General features: G+C 58.7%; 16 protein-coding genes. 10 read left to right on the top strand and 6 right to left on the bottom strand.

Annotation, left to right across the window (positions count from 1 at the left end; translation table 11 throughout):
• The first annotated feature begins 160 nt into the window (after positions 1-160).
• On the top strand, positions 161-349 hold the full coding sequence (locus QE435_RS24565; protein ID WP_112360776.1) for a hypothetical protein: 189 nt from the start codon (positions 161-163) through the stop codon (positions 347-349).
• A gap of 45 nt (positions 350-394) precedes the next feature.
• On the opposite strand, the gene QE435_RS24560 is transcribed toward QE435_RS24565, so the two are convergent.
• The 4 genes from QE435_RS24560 to QE435_RS24545 all read right to left on the bottom strand — a co-directional run bounded on the left by QE435_RS24560 (position 395) and on the right by QE435_RS24545 (position 2,598).
• Positions 395-589 (bottom strand): ribbon-helix-helix protein, CopG family, encoded by a 195-nt coding sequence (locus tag QE435_RS24560; RefSeq protein ID WP_111850999.1) that lies wholly within the window; start codon positions 587-589, stop codon positions 395-397.
• Positions 590-894: 305 nt separating this feature from the next.
• Positions 895-1,233, bottom strand: coding sequence for a hypothetical protein (locus tag QE435_RS24555; RefSeq protein WP_111851030.1), 339 nt, complete (start codon positions 1,231-1,233; stop codon positions 895-897).
• Between the two features lie 266 nt (positions 1,234-1,499).
• Positions 1,500-2,159 carry an SOS response-associated peptidase gene (locus tag QE435_RS24550; protein WP_349043123.1) on the bottom strand — a complete coding sequence of 220 codons (660 nt, stop codon included), beginning with the start codon at positions 2,157-2,159 and terminating at the stop codon, positions 1,500-1,502.
• Positions 2,160-2,397: 238 nt separating this feature from the next.
• On the bottom strand, positions 2,398-2,598 hold the full coding sequence (locus tag QE435_RS24545) for a dehydrogenase (RefSeq protein ID WP_349043209.1): 201 nt from the start codon (positions 2,596-2,598) through the stop codon (positions 2,398-2,400).
• A gap of 308 nt (positions 2,599-2,906) precedes the next feature.
• Here QE435_RS24545 and QE435_RS24540 point away from each other — a divergent pair, with 308 nt between their 5' ends.
• The 5 genes from QE435_RS24540 (at position 2,907) to QE435_RS24520 (ending at position 9,711) form a co-directional block, all read left to right on the top strand.
• Positions 2,907-3,389: a thermonuclease family protein gene (locus QE435_RS24540; RefSeq protein ID WP_349043122.1), complete on the top strand. Its 483-nt coding sequence runs from the start codon at positions 2,907-2,909 to the stop codon at positions 3,387-3,389.
• Positions 3,390-3,493: 104 nt separating this feature from the next.
• The gene (locus tag QE435_RS24535) at positions 3,494-3,634 is read left to right on the top strand and encodes a hypothetical protein (protein ID WP_162734147.1); all 141 of its coding nucleotides are present in this window, start codon (positions 3,494-3,496) and stop codon (positions 3,632-3,634) included.
• A 641-nt stretch (positions 3,635-4,275) separates the two neighbouring features.
• Positions 4,276-5,028: an ImuA family protein gene (locus QE435_RS24530; protein WP_349043121.1), complete on the top strand. Its 753-nt coding sequence runs from the start codon at positions 4,276-4,278 to the stop codon at positions 5,026-5,028.
• On the top strand, positions 4,949-6,460 hold the full coding sequence (locus QE435_RS24525; RefSeq protein WP_349043120.1) for a DNA polymerase Y family protein: 1,512 nt from the start codon (positions 4,949-4,951) through the stop codon (positions 6,458-6,460). The genes QE435_RS24530 and QE435_RS24525 overlap by 80 nt, the downstream gene beginning before the upstream one ends.
• The gene (locus tag QE435_RS24520; RefSeq protein WP_349043119.1) at positions 6,457-9,711 is read left to right on the top strand and encodes an error-prone DNA polymerase; all 3,255 of its coding nucleotides are present in this window, start codon (positions 6,457-6,459) and stop codon (positions 9,709-9,711) included. The genes QE435_RS24525 and QE435_RS24520 overlap by 4 nt, the downstream gene beginning before the upstream one ends.
• A 49-nt stretch (positions 9,712-9,760) precedes the next feature.
• Here QE435_RS24520 and QE435_RS24515 read toward each other — a convergent pair whose 3' ends face one another.
• Positions 9,761-10,153 (bottom strand): DUF3800 domain-containing protein, encoded by a 393-nt coding sequence (locus tag QE435_RS24515; RefSeq protein ID WP_349043118.1) that lies wholly within the window; start codon positions 10,151-10,153, stop codon positions 9,761-9,763.
• On the bottom strand, positions 10,125-10,391 hold the full coding sequence (locus tag QE435_RS24510; RefSeq protein ID WP_349043117.1) for a hypothetical protein: 267 nt from the start codon (positions 10,389-10,391) through the stop codon (positions 10,125-10,127). Before QE435_RS24510 ends, QE435_RS24515 begins: the two co-directional genes overlap by 29 nt.
• A gap of 697 nt (positions 10,392-11,088) precedes the next feature.
• On the opposite strand from QE435_RS24510, the gene QE435_RS24505 reads away from it, so the two are divergent.
• The 4 genes from QE435_RS24505 to QE435_RS24490 all read left to right on the top strand — a co-directional run bounded on the left by QE435_RS24505 (position 11,089) and on the right by QE435_RS24490 (position 13,607).
• A complete protein-coding gene (locus QE435_RS24505; RefSeq protein WP_025419229.1) occupies positions 11,089-11,265 on the top strand; it encodes a hypothetical protein in 177 nt (58 codons plus the stop codon).
• 214 nt (positions 11,266-11,479) lie between these two features.
• On the top strand, positions 11,480-12,445 hold the full coding sequence (locus tag QE435_RS24500) for a DUF3991 and toprim domain-containing protein (RefSeq protein ID WP_349043116.1): 966 nt from the start codon (positions 11,480-11,482) through the stop codon (positions 12,443-12,445).
• Between the two features lie 141 nt (positions 12,446-12,586).
• A complete protein-coding gene (locus tag QE435_RS24495) occupies positions 12,587-13,192 on the top strand; it encodes a DUF1419 domain-containing protein (RefSeq protein WP_349043115.1) in 606 nt (201 codons plus the stop codon).
• 13 nt (positions 13,193-13,205) lie between these two features.
• Positions 13,206-13,607: a DUF3085 domain-containing protein gene (locus QE435_RS24490; protein WP_349043114.1), complete on the top strand. Its 402-nt coding sequence runs from the start codon at positions 13,206-13,208 to the stop codon at positions 13,605-13,607.
• Positions 13,608-13,674 lie beyond the last annotated feature (67 nt).

The raw sequence follows: 13,674 nt of genomic DNA, 5'->3' as shown, positions 1-13,674 counted from the left end.
CCGGCGAAAGGGGGCGTCCAGGATCCCTATTGGAAGTCCCCAACCGAAAGGCGCGGTATCTACAAGAGGCATCCTTCATCGCACCACGCTCGCCGCTTGAGCTTTCCTGATCATCTTGTAACCATGGCTTCGGCCAATTACGGCCAAGGAGGATTCGGGAATGTGGAAGTCGGTTTTGATTGTCGCCGCACTCACGTCTTTCGCCGCTGCGCCGGCGAGCGCCGAGCAGTGCCGCGATGCGAAAGGCAAGTTCGTCAAATGCGAGACGACTAAGAAGAAGGTCCAGTGCAAGGATGCCAAAGGCAAGTTCGCCAAATGCGGCACTGCCGGCGCGACGCCTGTGAACTGAGCCGAGATGGTGGATGGCGGCCTTCATTTGGGCCGCCATCAGCCGCTAGGGATTGCCGTCAGCCTCACCTTCGTCGTTTTGATCCAAGACCGGTAGGTAGGCGTTTTGCTCCAACCATTCTCTGACGATAACCCGCAGCAATTGTTCACGGCTGTAGCCGAGTTCTTGGGCGACGCTGCGTAAGGCTTCCTCGATGTCGTCGCCCAACGTGGGGGCGGGAGAGGGGAAAGAGATTCTCATCCTAATAGCCACCTGGACGCAGCGACGCCGCACGACGTCCGCAAAGACTCCCATCGGCGGCTAGATCGGACGGCGAGTAGCAGTTGCCAGGATACCTTATGGGACGCTGAGTGTGGGTGCACGCCGCCATCAGACAAAAGATCAGAATAAGCCCTACGGATCGAGAAAGAAACTTTTGCATGCTGTGCTCCCGAGAATCCTAGAGAGCACAGCCTTGTTTTCGAGTCGACCGTTAAAGGACGCGACTGGCATGATGGCATAGGCCACTGCCGAGTTGTGCCCGCGTGTCCCAGCGCCGTAACACGTTACCAGCGATATTCGCGGTAATCATAGCCGCCTCTTCGCCACTCGCGTTCGCGTTCCCATGCTCTTCGCTCGCGCCATTCTCGTCTTGCCTGGCGTTCTCGCCACTCACGACGAGCTTCCCAATCTCCACGACGACCCCACTCGCGTTCGTAGCGCGGTGGACCGTTCGGCCGGCAGAAGCCGCGTGGCGACAGATGATACCCGCGCCCGCAAGCGTAATCGATCGTTTGGATGTCTGTCGTATCCCGCGCTAAAGGTTGCGCCATGGGCATTGCGTTCGCACTTGATCCCATCAGACCGCTTAACAAAAGCACCGCGCCTAGAACTAACTTGCGCATTTCTATCACTCCTCGTTTGGTGGAGTGATTTAGCTCTCGGTCCAGTGAACCACGGCTGAATGAATCTTGATCGTTTTGTGGCGGCGTTGTCGTTGAAGCTCAACGAGCCGCGGACCGCGGAATGTCCCAATACGGATAGTGCTCCGAGCACCACCACTGTGGGGTATCGATTTTGTTGTTGGAATAGCCGAGACCACCCCACTTCTTGCAGCCTGGATGAGAGCAGTAATGGTTGATATGGATTCCGTCTCCGGCCTTCTCATCGCTCACAGCAGCGTTCCTTGTTGCGTCACTTCCTCAACAGGCAGCAGAATCAAGCGCTCATCAGACAATGGCCGTTGAAGCGTCTTTGCCTCTTCCCATGATGCATTCATCCATACGTCGACCTCCTCCCGCGTTGTGAGTATGACCGGCATTGCCTTGGGATGGATCGGCTTGATGATGTCGTTAGGCTCGCATGTCAGGAAGCCGAACAGCCCGTGAATACCTTCTCGCGGATTCTTCATTGATCCGCGCACGCCATTCCAGTCGGTCCAGATGCCGGCGAAGAATGCAAGCGGCTCGCTGTCGTCGATCGCGAACCATCGCTTAGTCTTTCGAGGCTTTGTGTCTTCCCACTCGCAGAACCGCGTCCATGGCACGATGCAACGGCTCTCTGGCCTTAACCATCGGCGCCAGTGTGGCGACGTTACGTTGCGAATGTTGGTGACGCCTGTATCCGGTCGATCGCCAAGAATGTTCGGCGGGGTCGGCATGCCCCAGGTGAGGCCGACAAGCTCGCGCACTCCGTCACGGTTTCTGATAACCGGGGCAGGGCGGTCGGGATAGACCTCGACTTCTGGTCCAAGGTTCAGCCTCTCGCTCATCGCCCCAGCAATGTCCCGCATTGCTTCCTGATTGGTTCTGACCTGATAAAGATTGCACATGCGTCACCTCGGAAGTTTGGCTACGGACAACTCCATGAGTCCCTCGTGGTTGCACTTGCTGCATCGGAGAAGCTTCTTAAGGCCGTCAAGCGCCCTGCCTTGGGTCGTTCTCGACGTGATCAAGTCGGCGCCCTCGTACCTCCAGGCGAGCCCACGGTGATCCAGACGCCGCAGCACCTCGAGGCCTCGGAAACACGACGGAAATCCTCGCCTTAGGCGACGACCGCGTTGCTCGCCTTCAGCGGGAATTGCGCTCCTCGTCGGGCATCCATCCTCTCGTATATCCTGCGCTCATGGCCGCGGTTGCCAATGCAAGCTGCTCCCGCAGGTGCCGCACGTCCTCCATCAACGTCTCTATCGCAGCTCGGTGGTCCCCATCGTGCCATGCTACGAGGTGGGCAACTGGATCTGCTACAGGATCTTCCCGCGTCGAGCGCACGTCTTCATCCCCGTTTTCGAAGTTCAATTTTCTGCATGTTGTTGTCGGAAGCACGCGCCTTTCGCGCCATCGACGTTCTGTTTATGTTCTTGTTTGCGGAAGAGTCAAGAACGATTTAATCGGCGCGCGCGGGTATGTCGGAGTTTAACAAATATCGGCGTCGCCAACCGGGCATCCTGTCGTTCGCCTTTGCCTTTGTAGCGCTGAAGAGATAGTGCGCAGGACGCCGTAATCGGTAGCTCTTGAGCTATCTCTTTCACGAAGCGAATGGAATATCTCCAAACGTAGGCTCAATTTGGAAGCATGACATGATCAAGACAACCTCGCTCGTATTGGCCTTGGCGTTCACTCCCTCGCTTGCTGCACCGGCCGATATCACGGGGCGGGCATCCGTCATCGACGGGGATACGATCGAGATAAATGGCGTGCGGGTTCGCCTCGAAGGCATCGACGCACCAGAGAGCAGGCAGATCTGCGAGGACGCTTCCGGCAGCGCGTACAGGTGCGGTCAAGCAAGCGCAAAAGCTTTGGATGCCTTCCTGGCAAAATCGCGTCCGACGAAATGCACGGCGACTGGTACCAGCTACGACCGGATCGTGGGCTATTGCGTGCGCGCCGACGGTACGGACGTCAACACGTGGATGGTGCGCAACGGGCATGCTATCGACTGGCCGAAGTATTCGGGTGGCCGGTACGCCCCCCAACAGTTGGAAGCCCAAGCGGCGCATGTCGGGATATGGGCTGGCGCATTCGACCCTCCCTGCCTTGTACGCGGCGCGCGATGCGATTGAGGCACGGCGGATGGCTAGCCCGACTGCGCCACTCTAGAGTCGGTGGTTCTTTGGGAACGTTCTGTCGTTGCTTTGGTTGGATGGTCAGCAAAAGGAGAAGATCCATGAGTGACAAGAAGCCAGACCCGTCCAGCGACGCAGCCCGCACCGGTGAAGATGCGGATAAGGATCGCGAGGAACTCAAGAAGAAAGCCGAGAAAGGCATTGAAGATGCTACAGGCAAGAAGCCGAAGGGCGAGATCTAAACGAACAGATTGAGGTCGGGGAGAATTCCTGCAATCCGAAGTCTATGCTCCTCTCATCTTCGATTTCACGCTTCTTGCAAAGAGGTCGGGCGCCTAGCCATCTGCATCCCGCGACTGGAGACATCGAAACCTCATCTCGCAAAGGTCGCCGTCGGGATGGCATAGGCGGTCGCAACCCATGGCCAGGCGCCGGCGGAGCTTGGAGAAGCTCACTTTGGTCCCGAACTTCGCAACAGCCGCTTTTCTTTCTAAGCTATCAACGCGTTCACACCGGATGCACTCGATTTCGATGTTGGGCAGGCGGACGTCCTTCAGCGTGTAGCTGCGCTCGCTGTCGGGCGTCGGTGTGATTTTGGGCGTCCTGGCCACTATACCAACTTACTTCGGTATCTCTGAGGACTTCGGATATCCACATCCCTCCATGATGACAAAAATATTTTCCACCAAAGGCGCCATGTAGAATCTCGTTACGGTTTTGATTCAACTTCACGAATCTGCAGTGTTGCTAATCTTTAGCCGAGATTCCTTATTTTCAGGCGTCTTGACGCCGGACAAGATACGGAACAGAAGGGGAACAATCAAGTTCTAGCGACATGATGTCGTCCCTGTTCCAACTGCGATTTCGGAAGGATTCGTAACCGATGTCGGCTGCCCGCGATCAAGTAATTACTGATCTGCGAGAGCGCATCTCTTCCATTCAAGGAGAGGGCGTGAAGAAGGCGGGGTGCCTACCTTTCGGCGTCGATGAGATTGACGAAATCCTTCCGGGAGGTGGCCTGGCGTATGGCGCGCTGCATGAATTCGCGGGCGGCGGTTCTGGAACCGTTGACGGAGCAGCGGCCGCGCTCTTTGTTGCCGGTATTGCCGCGCGCACCAAAGGTCCCGTCGTCTGGTGTTTGACGAGGCCGGATCTGTTCTTTCCAGCGCTTGCTCAGGTCGGTCTCCATCCCGACCGCGTCATCTTCGTGGAGTCCGACAGAGAAGAGGATGTGCTGGCCAATATGGAGGAGGGGCTTTCTTTTGGGGGCCTTGGTGCCGTTGTCGGCGAGCTCGTCCGCTTGCCGATGGTCAGTTCCCGCCGCCTGCACTTGGCAGCCGAGCGAACAGGGACGATGGCGCTTGCGGTTCGACGATGGCGCAGGCAGTCGGAGGCGAGTGATTTTGGCCAGCCAACGGCTTCCACCACCAGGTGGCGCGTCAGCGTGATGCCGTCGGATGAGCTGCCGGTACCTGGGGTCGGTAGGCCTCGATGGTTTCTGGAATTGATGCGCGTGAAAGCGGGTGAGTGTGCTGAGTTTCTCGTGAGGGCGTGTGATGACAAGGGTCGTCTCGATCTATCTTCCGGATCTGCCGACGGATCGTATTCGTCGAGCCGATCCTTCTATTCCGCGTGACCAGGCAATCGCTGTGATTGCCAGGAGCGGGCCGAAGCGATGGGTATCGGCTGCAGACGCAAACGCACGAAAGGCAGGGCTGCATGTCGGCATGCCAGCGGCAAAGGCACAGTCACTGTTTCGTGGCTTGATGTTAATTGATGCAGATCCCGAAGCTGATCTGGTTGCGCTCGAGCGGATCACGCTTTGGGCGCTGACGATCTATTCGCCTATAGTTGCGGTCGACGGGATTGATGGCATCGTCATGGATACCGAAGGTGCCGACCATCTGCAGGGTGGTGAATTGCCGATGGTGACAAAGATCGCCAACCAGTTCCTGGCAAAGAAGCTGACGGCGCGCGTGGCCGTCGCAGACACCTGGGGTGCGGCGCATGCCTGCGCTCGCGCTATTACCCGCGAGACGATCGTCGTTCCACCGGGCGAGACAGTCCGTGCCGTCGGGAAATTGCCGATTTCGCTTCTGCGCCTGCCAGCAAAAATAGTTTCAGATTTGCGCATTCTCGGTTTCCAAACGATCGGCGAGCTGGCCAACACTGCGCGCGCGCCGCTAACATTGCGTTTTGGGCCTGAGGTTGGACGCCGCCTCGACCAGATTCTCTGTCGTATCGCCGAGCCAATCGAGCCGATCCGGACGCCAGAACTGGTAGAGGTATCCAAAGTCTTTGCTGAGCCGATCGGAGCCGCCGAGACCATCGACAAATATGTTGGCCGCCTCGTCCTCCAACTTATCGACGAGCTACAAAAGCGCGGACTTGGCGTACGCCGTGCTGATCTCATCGCCGAAAAGGTTGATGGCACCAGACAGGCAATTCGCGCAGGAACGGCCAAGCCCGCCCGCGATGCCGCTTGGCTGACGAAGCTATTCCGAGACCGGACAGAAAAGATCGAACCGGGTTTCGGGATCGAAAAGTTGATTCTGGTCGCTGTCATGACGGAAACGCTGGAAGACGTACAAAAGCTCTCCGCTCTTGTTTCGGATGACATCACCGATGTGACACCGCTGATCGACATCTACGGTAATAGGGGACAGCGCGTTTATCGTGTTGCACCCGTCGCGTCCGATGTGCCGGAACGCTCCGTCCAGCGGATCAGACCCGCAGCCGACCCTATCATCGTAGCGTGGGTCAGCCACTGGCGCAGGCCAGCGCGGCTCCTACTCCATCCGGAGCTGATCGAGGCGATCGCCCTCCTACCTGACCGCCCCCCGGTTTCGATTGTCTGGCGCGGAAAACGCCGCAAGGTCAAGCGTGCCGATGGTCCGGAGCGCATTTTTGGAGAATGGTGGCAGCGTGATGCCGAGATGGAGGCGGTTCGCGATTACTTCGTCATCGAGGACGAATTCGGGGAGCGGCTATGGGTCTTTCGCTCCGGCGATGGGGTCGATCCTGAGACTGGTTCTCATCGCTGGTTCTGCCACGGGATCTTCGCATGAGCTACGCAGAGCTGCAGGTCACGACCCATTTTTCGTTCCTGCGCGGCGCATCCTCTGCGCAGGAGCTGTTCGAGACTGCCAAAATCCTAGGGATCGAGGCACTCGGCGTTGTCGACCGCAATTCGCTCGCTGGGATAGTGCGTGCACTTGAAGCATCCCGCGCCACCGGCGTGCGTCTGGTCGTCGGCTGTCGCCTTGATTTGGCTGACGGTATGTCGCTGCTGGTTTACCCGACGGATCGTGCGGCCTATTCGCGTTTAACCCGGCTTATCACGCTCGGTAAATCGCGCGGCGGCAAGAACAATTGCATCCTGCATTGGGATGATATCGTCGCTTACTCGGAAGGTATGATAGGCATTCTAGTGCCAGATTTGCCGGATGAGACATGCGCCGCACAGCTTCGCAAGATAGCGGAGCTATTCGGCAACCGAGCCTACGTGTCACTATGCCTGCGCAGACGTCAGAACGACCAGATGCGTTTGTATGAGATTTCCAATCTGGCCACGCGTTTCAAGGTGAAGCCCGTCGTCACCAATGATGTGCTCTTTCATGAGCCAGGTCGCCGACAGTTGCAGGACATCGTCACCTGTATCCGGCACAATACGACAATCGATGACGTGGGCTTTGAGCGAGAGCGACACGCAGATCGCTATCTGAAGCCGCCAGAAGAAATGGAGCGGTTGTTTCCTCGCTATTTTGAAGCACTGGAACGAACGATGGAAATCGTTCGGCGTTGCACATTCTCGCTTGAGGAGCTAACCTACCAATATCCGGAGGAAGCCATCGTGCCGGGCAAGGATGCTCAAGCCTCGCTGGAGCATTATGTCTGGAAATGTGCGCCAGATCGCTATCCGGAAGGCCTGCCACCGGATGTTTTGAAGATTGTCCGGCACGAACTCGATCTCATCCGCGTCATGAAATACGCGCCCTACTTCCTGACCGTGTTTTCAATCGTGCGCTTTGCCAGAAGCCAGGGCATTCTCTGCCAGGGCAGGGGATCCGCTGCCAACAGCGCTGTCTGCTATATTCTCGGCATCACATCGATCGACCCTTCGACCAATGATCTTCTCTTCGAACGTTTCGTCAGCCAGGAAAGAGACGAGCCGCCGGACATCGATGTCGACTTCGAGCATGAACGGCGCGAGGAGGTCATCCAGTGGATCTACAAGACCTATACGAAAGACAAGGCGGCGCTCTGCGCGACCGTCACCCGTTACCGGGCCAAGGGTGCCATCCGCGACGTCGGCAAGGCGCTTGGCCTGCCGGAGGATGTCATCAAGGCGTTGTCATCCGGCATGTGGTCCTGGTCGGAAGAAGTTCCCGACCGAAACATCAGGGAACTCAATCTCAACCCCGATGACCGGCGTCTGGCGCTCACCCTTAAACTCGCGCAGCAGCTGATGGGTGCGCCGCGCCATCTCGGTCAGCACCCCGGCGGCTTCGTTCTCACACATGACCGGCTCGACGATCTCGTGCCAATCGAGCCTGCGACGATGAAGGACCGCCAGATCATCGAGTGGGACAAGGACGACGTCGAGGCACTGAAGTTCATGAAGGTCGATGTGCTGGCGCTGGGCATGCTCACCTGCATGGCAAAGGCCTTTGATCTGATCCGCGAACACAGAGGCGAAGATCTCGATCTGTCCAATCTCCACCAGGAGGATGCGGCGACCTATGCAATGATCCGCAAGGCCGACACGCTTGGCACCTTTCAGATCGAGAGCCGTGCACAGATGGCGATGCTGCCGCGGCTCAAGCCTCGCACTTTCTACGACCTCGTCGTGCAGGTGGCGATCGTGCGTCCCGGTCCGATCCAGGGCGATATGGTGCATCCCTATCTTCGCCGCCGAGAAGGCAAGGAGCCGGTTGAGTATCCCACTCCGGAGTTAAAGGCGGTGCTTGGCAAGACGTTAGGCGTGCCGCTGTTCCAGGAGAGCGCAATGCGAGTGGCCATGGTCTGTGCAGGCTTTACCGGCGGCGAAGCTGACCAATTGCGCAAATCGATGGCCACTTTCAAGTTCACTGGCGGCGTCTCCCGCTTCAAAGACAAACTTGTCTCGGGAATGGTGAAGAACGGATATTCGCCAGAGTTCGCGGAAAAGACATTTTCACAGCTTGAAGGTTTTGGCTCCTACGGCTTTCCGGAAAGCCATGCCGCCTCCTTTGCGCTGATTGCCTATGCTTCCAACTACATAAAGTGCCATTACCCGGATGTCTTCTGTGCAGCTCTTTTGAACAGCCAACCGATGGGCTTTTATGCGCCAGCCCAGATTGTCGGGGATGCCATCAAGCATGGCGTTGAGGTGAGGCCGATTTGCGTCAACCGCTCGCGATGGGACTGCACGCTGGAAAGGAACGGCGGCACTGATCGACATGCTGTTCGGCTGGGTTTCCGGCAGGTGAAGGGGCTGGCGGTCGCGGATGCAGCACGGATCGTCGCGGCGCGCATGCACAGCCCGTTCGCCTCGGTCGATGATATGTGGCGCCGGTCCAGTGTTCCAACCGAAGCACTTGTCCAGCTGGCAGAGGCCGATGCGTTTCTGCCCTCACTCAAACTGGAACGGCGTGATGCGCTCTGGGCGATCAAGGCGCTGCGCGATGAGCCCTTGCCATTGTTTGCTGCCGCCGCCGAACGCGAGGCAGCGGTGATTGCGGAGCAGCAAGAGCCGGAGGTGGCGCTTCGGCAGATGACCGAGGGGCACAATGTCATAGAGGACTACAGCCATACCGGCCTGACGCTAAGGCAGCATCCGGTTGCTTTCTTGCGCAAGGACCTTTCGGCACGCAAAATCGTCACCTGCGCGGAGGCAATGAATGCAAGGGACGGTCGTTGGGTGTATACCGCAGGGCTGGTCTTAGTGCGGCAGAAGCCTGGATCGGCTAAGGGTGTGATGTTTATCACCATCGAGGACGAGACAGGACCGGCCAACGTTGTCGTCTGGCCCACCCTCTTCGAGAGGCGCCGGCGGATCGTCCTCGGGTCCTCGATGATGGCGATCAACGGGCGGATCCAGCGGGAGGGGGAGGTCGTGCATCTCGTCGCGCAGCAGCTGTTCGATCTCTCAGGCGATCTGGTAGGACTAGCTGATCGCGACATGGAGTTCAGGTTGCCGACCGGGAGAGGCGATGAATTTGCTCATGGCGGGGGGCCGGATCCACGCGACAGGCCAAAGCCGGTTGTGCCACGAGACATGTTCACCCCCGATCTTCATATCGATACGCTGAAGGTGAAGGCCCGGAATTTCCACTAAAATCTGAGGTGCAGAACCCCAGAACGGGGCATAGGTACCTGGCACCTCTTCAAGCCTCAAGCGTGGAAATTTGGGGTACGTCGGCGACAATACCTTTCGGCGTTGCCTTTGGTAATGGTTGAGTTGGATCGGGAAGAGATGCGAGCCGCGCTTCTGTCTCGGGCGCTACATGAAGACGCAGGCCCGAGACTGGTCCGACGCCATAGCGGGCAAAGTATGGCCTTATGAGGTTATAGCCGCGCTGATCGCCTGACTGAAAGTGGCGGAAAATCCAGTAGGCGATCAAGTCCGCCATCTGAATCAGGCGCGATGCCATGGAATCCAGAAAAAGCGGGACTTCTGCAAAGTTGCGAAGTTGCCCGTTGGCATCTCCCACGTGCTTGAACACATGAGACAACGTTTGGATTTTCTCCTCATAATTGCTTTTGTCGAGGATGACCAAGCCACGTTGAGGGTTCTTTGTTCTTATAGAGTGTCTTCAGATACCCATCGAAACACGAGGCCACATTCTCGAAACTACGAGCCAAAATGTCGTCAGGCGAAAAGAGCTTCTTTTCGATGACGCAGGCATATACCTTCAGCTGCAACTGCTTGTCGGGCAGTAGCGACAAGATGTCGACGACGGCTTGAACTCTTTCATTCGGCGCCACACCCTTCCACGTGCCGTTGCCCGAGCGCATTGGATTTCCGTGGAACTCAATTTCTCGAGGATTGGCCGGGCTGAAGCGCGCGGCGACAGGATCTATCTGGGCTCCAGCCAATGCGTTTGGCGCTCGAATATGCTGAAGCCGACAAGAATGAAGAAGTCCGAGCTTGGATCATGCGAATGACCAGACGCGTCGAGATATAGTAGATGCAACGAATCCCCCTGAAACGAAAAAGCGGACCGCATGCGGTCCGCTCCAATTCGGTAAGCCGAGTGAAACAATCGTTCAACGCACGGACGGATCAGCGCTCTCGACTACGCTCGGTATATATCGGTTGTGTGTCGGCTTTTCAAGAGGCGGCTCCTCATGACTCACAATCGCGGACCTCCAGCGTTCGCGGCTTCACGTCGTCTGTGATCCGCCTCCAGCAGTCATAGGCATCGACCCTGACCTGATGACCGGAGCGAAAAGAAGGTAGCATCAAGTATCGAGGGCTACATCAAGATCCGCATCAGCACGATCGTTGTTTGTCTCCATGGAGGCGTCCCAATCCCGCTCTTGATGGATGGCTTCCTGGTCCGGCCCCGAATCTCCGTCGATCAACCCGCTGACGGGGTCCGCTAGCAAGCTGCGGCCGCTTCGGCTTTGCCTTCGCGGTGATCGCGACCGGTTCCGGACACTGACGGGAGCCATCGAGCGGGAATGGCCCGCTCCAAAGATGGAGCCTCAGATGAACACCGATCTTTCTCTTGCGCAGAACCATGCCTTCCAGCTTTCACGCACCCTCATGGTTCCTGTCACACTGTTCAGGTCCGGCGACGAGTTCGGCGTTCTGCCGAGCGACGAACTCGACGATGAAGACGATCTGGAGATCGTGCATGAATTCCACCCCTGGCCGGCTCATTGAGCCGGCATTTCCTCTCCTTGATGCCGCTTGCGAGCGGCAGGCGGCAAGGGAAGCTGCGCCGCTGCTGGCAGGTCATCCGGAGCGGAATGCAAATCTGCAGATTGCCAGCCGCACCCTTGCCCCCTTTGCTCTTCGCGGCCGCCGGAACCGGTCCCGCAAATTGCGGGAGACATGAATCTGGAGAGAAGGGCGGCGCCAAGCGCCGAGTAAAATAATGGAAAAACAGAGACTGGAGGAAGTTCGGGACCGCGTCCCGTGCGCAGCAGTGCTGGAACAGGCCGGTTTTGCCATCGACGTCAAGGAAAGCACCCGCAAAGCGTTGAAGTACCGACGCGGTGCGGAAATCGTCATCGTCATCCATGGCGGGCGGGGATGGTTCGATCCACTGTCCGACGCAAAAGGCGATGTCTTCGGTCTGGCGGAGCATTTGGACGGCGTAACCTTCGTCGAGGCGCTCGACCGGGTGGCCGCTCTTGTCGGCATCGTCGCCAGGGATCCTGCCTGGTCTCGACCGGCCGGAAAGCGCGCCCACAGCAGTTCCGTCTCTGAACGCTGGGCAACACGACGTAGGCCGTGGCAGGGATCAATGACTTGGCGCTATCTGCGAACCGAGCGCTGCCTCCCGGTAACGATCATCGAGGAGGCCATCCGCAGTAATGGGCTCCGGGAAGGCCCTTACGGCAGCATGTGGGCCGCGCATGTCAATGACGATGGCGTTGTTACTGGCTGGGAGGAGCGCGGTCCAGATTGGCGCGGCTTTTCGACAGGCGGTTCTAAAATCCTGTTTCGTCTTGGCGCGTCTGACGCGACGCGTCTTTGCGTCACCGAAGCGGCGATAGACGCCATGAGCCTTGCGGTGTTTGAGGGACTTCGCGAGGGCAGCCTCTACCTCAGCACCGGCGGTGGATGGTCGCCGGCGACGGACGCGGCGGTCCGCAGGCTGGCCGTACGTCCGGGTGCAGTTCTGGCCGCGGCGACCGACGCCAATAGCCAGGGCGAGATCTTTGCCGGCCGGCTGCGTGACATCGCCGTGGAGGTGGGCTGTGACTGGCTGCGGCTGAAGCCGCCTGCCGAGGACTGGAATGACGCGCTGAAAGCGCGGGAAGAAGAAAAGAACGAAAGCAAAATAAGGGGAGGAAGAGGAGGCCTGCCGCATGCTCGCCGGCCACGTCAAGGGTAAAGCTTCGCCCGCTTGAGAGCGGCCCTTGACCCGTCCGGACGGAGAGGCGGCCTGAGGGGAGGGGTCATGAAGGACTGAAGAGGATGGTGAGCCGTCGGGCAGCACCGCACTTCGGTCCGGACAGGGCCAAAGGAGCCGCCAATGAACACCCCTTCCGCAATCCGTAAAGTCTACCAGGGCGCCGCCGACCGCCATCAGATGTTCCGCATGTTCGATCGGCACGCACAGCGTCCAAACCGTTTCGAGGGCGACGCAAGCGCGCTTTATGCAGGCGACTGGTTCGAAATCGCCGAGCGCGAGCATGACTACATGTTCGAGATCCTGCCGCCGCTGTGGATCCGGGGCTCGATGTTCGCGATGCGCGAATTCCTGATCGGATCCGTTACATCGGTGTTCTTCGCGTTGCGGATCGACGGGGTCATCCGTTTCTTCCATGGATATTGTGATCTCTCCGACGGTCGGTCGGTGGAAGCCATGCGGCTGGCGATCATCGAACGGGAGACGCGCCCCGTGAGGGCGATGACGCGGGAGGAGCGGCTCGAGCACATCTGGAGTGCCACCGCAGACGCCTTTCGAGGCTACGCCGACGAAACCTCCCCGCGGTATTTGCCGGGTCAGCGTGTCATCACTTTCTTCAGCGATACCGGATCTGCCGGGTTGAAGCTGCTTGATGACCTGACCGACGACGAGATCGCAGCCAAGCTGCCGGTGCAACTGCGTCATCTTCCGGACGCCTTGGCGGCGTGAGGGGGACCTAGTCATGCTCTCCTTTCCGATCGACTCCGTGCGGGCGGTCATCGCCCGCGGACGCGCCGATGCGGAAGCCAATGGCGGCTTTCGCAATCCGCACTACGGTCTCCATCCCGGTCGCGACGAGCAGCCGGGCGTCTGGCTGGTCGGTGATCACGGTGTCTACCTGTGCTCGAACGGCAAACTGCCGGACGGCGAGAGGCCTCTCGTTGCTTACGCGCTCGAATGCGACCCCCGCACGAACGACGACTGGTTCCAAGTCAAGCGTAAGACATTCGGCGGCGATGACGGTGTCGAGTTCATCGCTGCCGCGCAGCTGGAGGCCATGATCGCTGCAACCCCCAATGCCAGGCATCTCGGCATCACCTTCGACGCCAACTCGATGGAACTCCTCATCATCGAGTGGTCGTAACGTCCCGGCTCACAGCGGGATCTTCAACATCAATCAGCGTCCGTTCGCCGCCGAATTCCACCGGTGG

This window comes from Agrobacterium sp. SORGH_AS 787, from assembly GCF_030819035.1.
Lineage (GTDB): Bacteria > Pseudomonadota > Alphaproteobacteria > Rhizobiales > Rhizobiaceae > Agrobacterium > Agrobacterium larrymoorei_B.
This window is presented reverse-complemented; position numbering and strand designations above follow the sequence as displayed.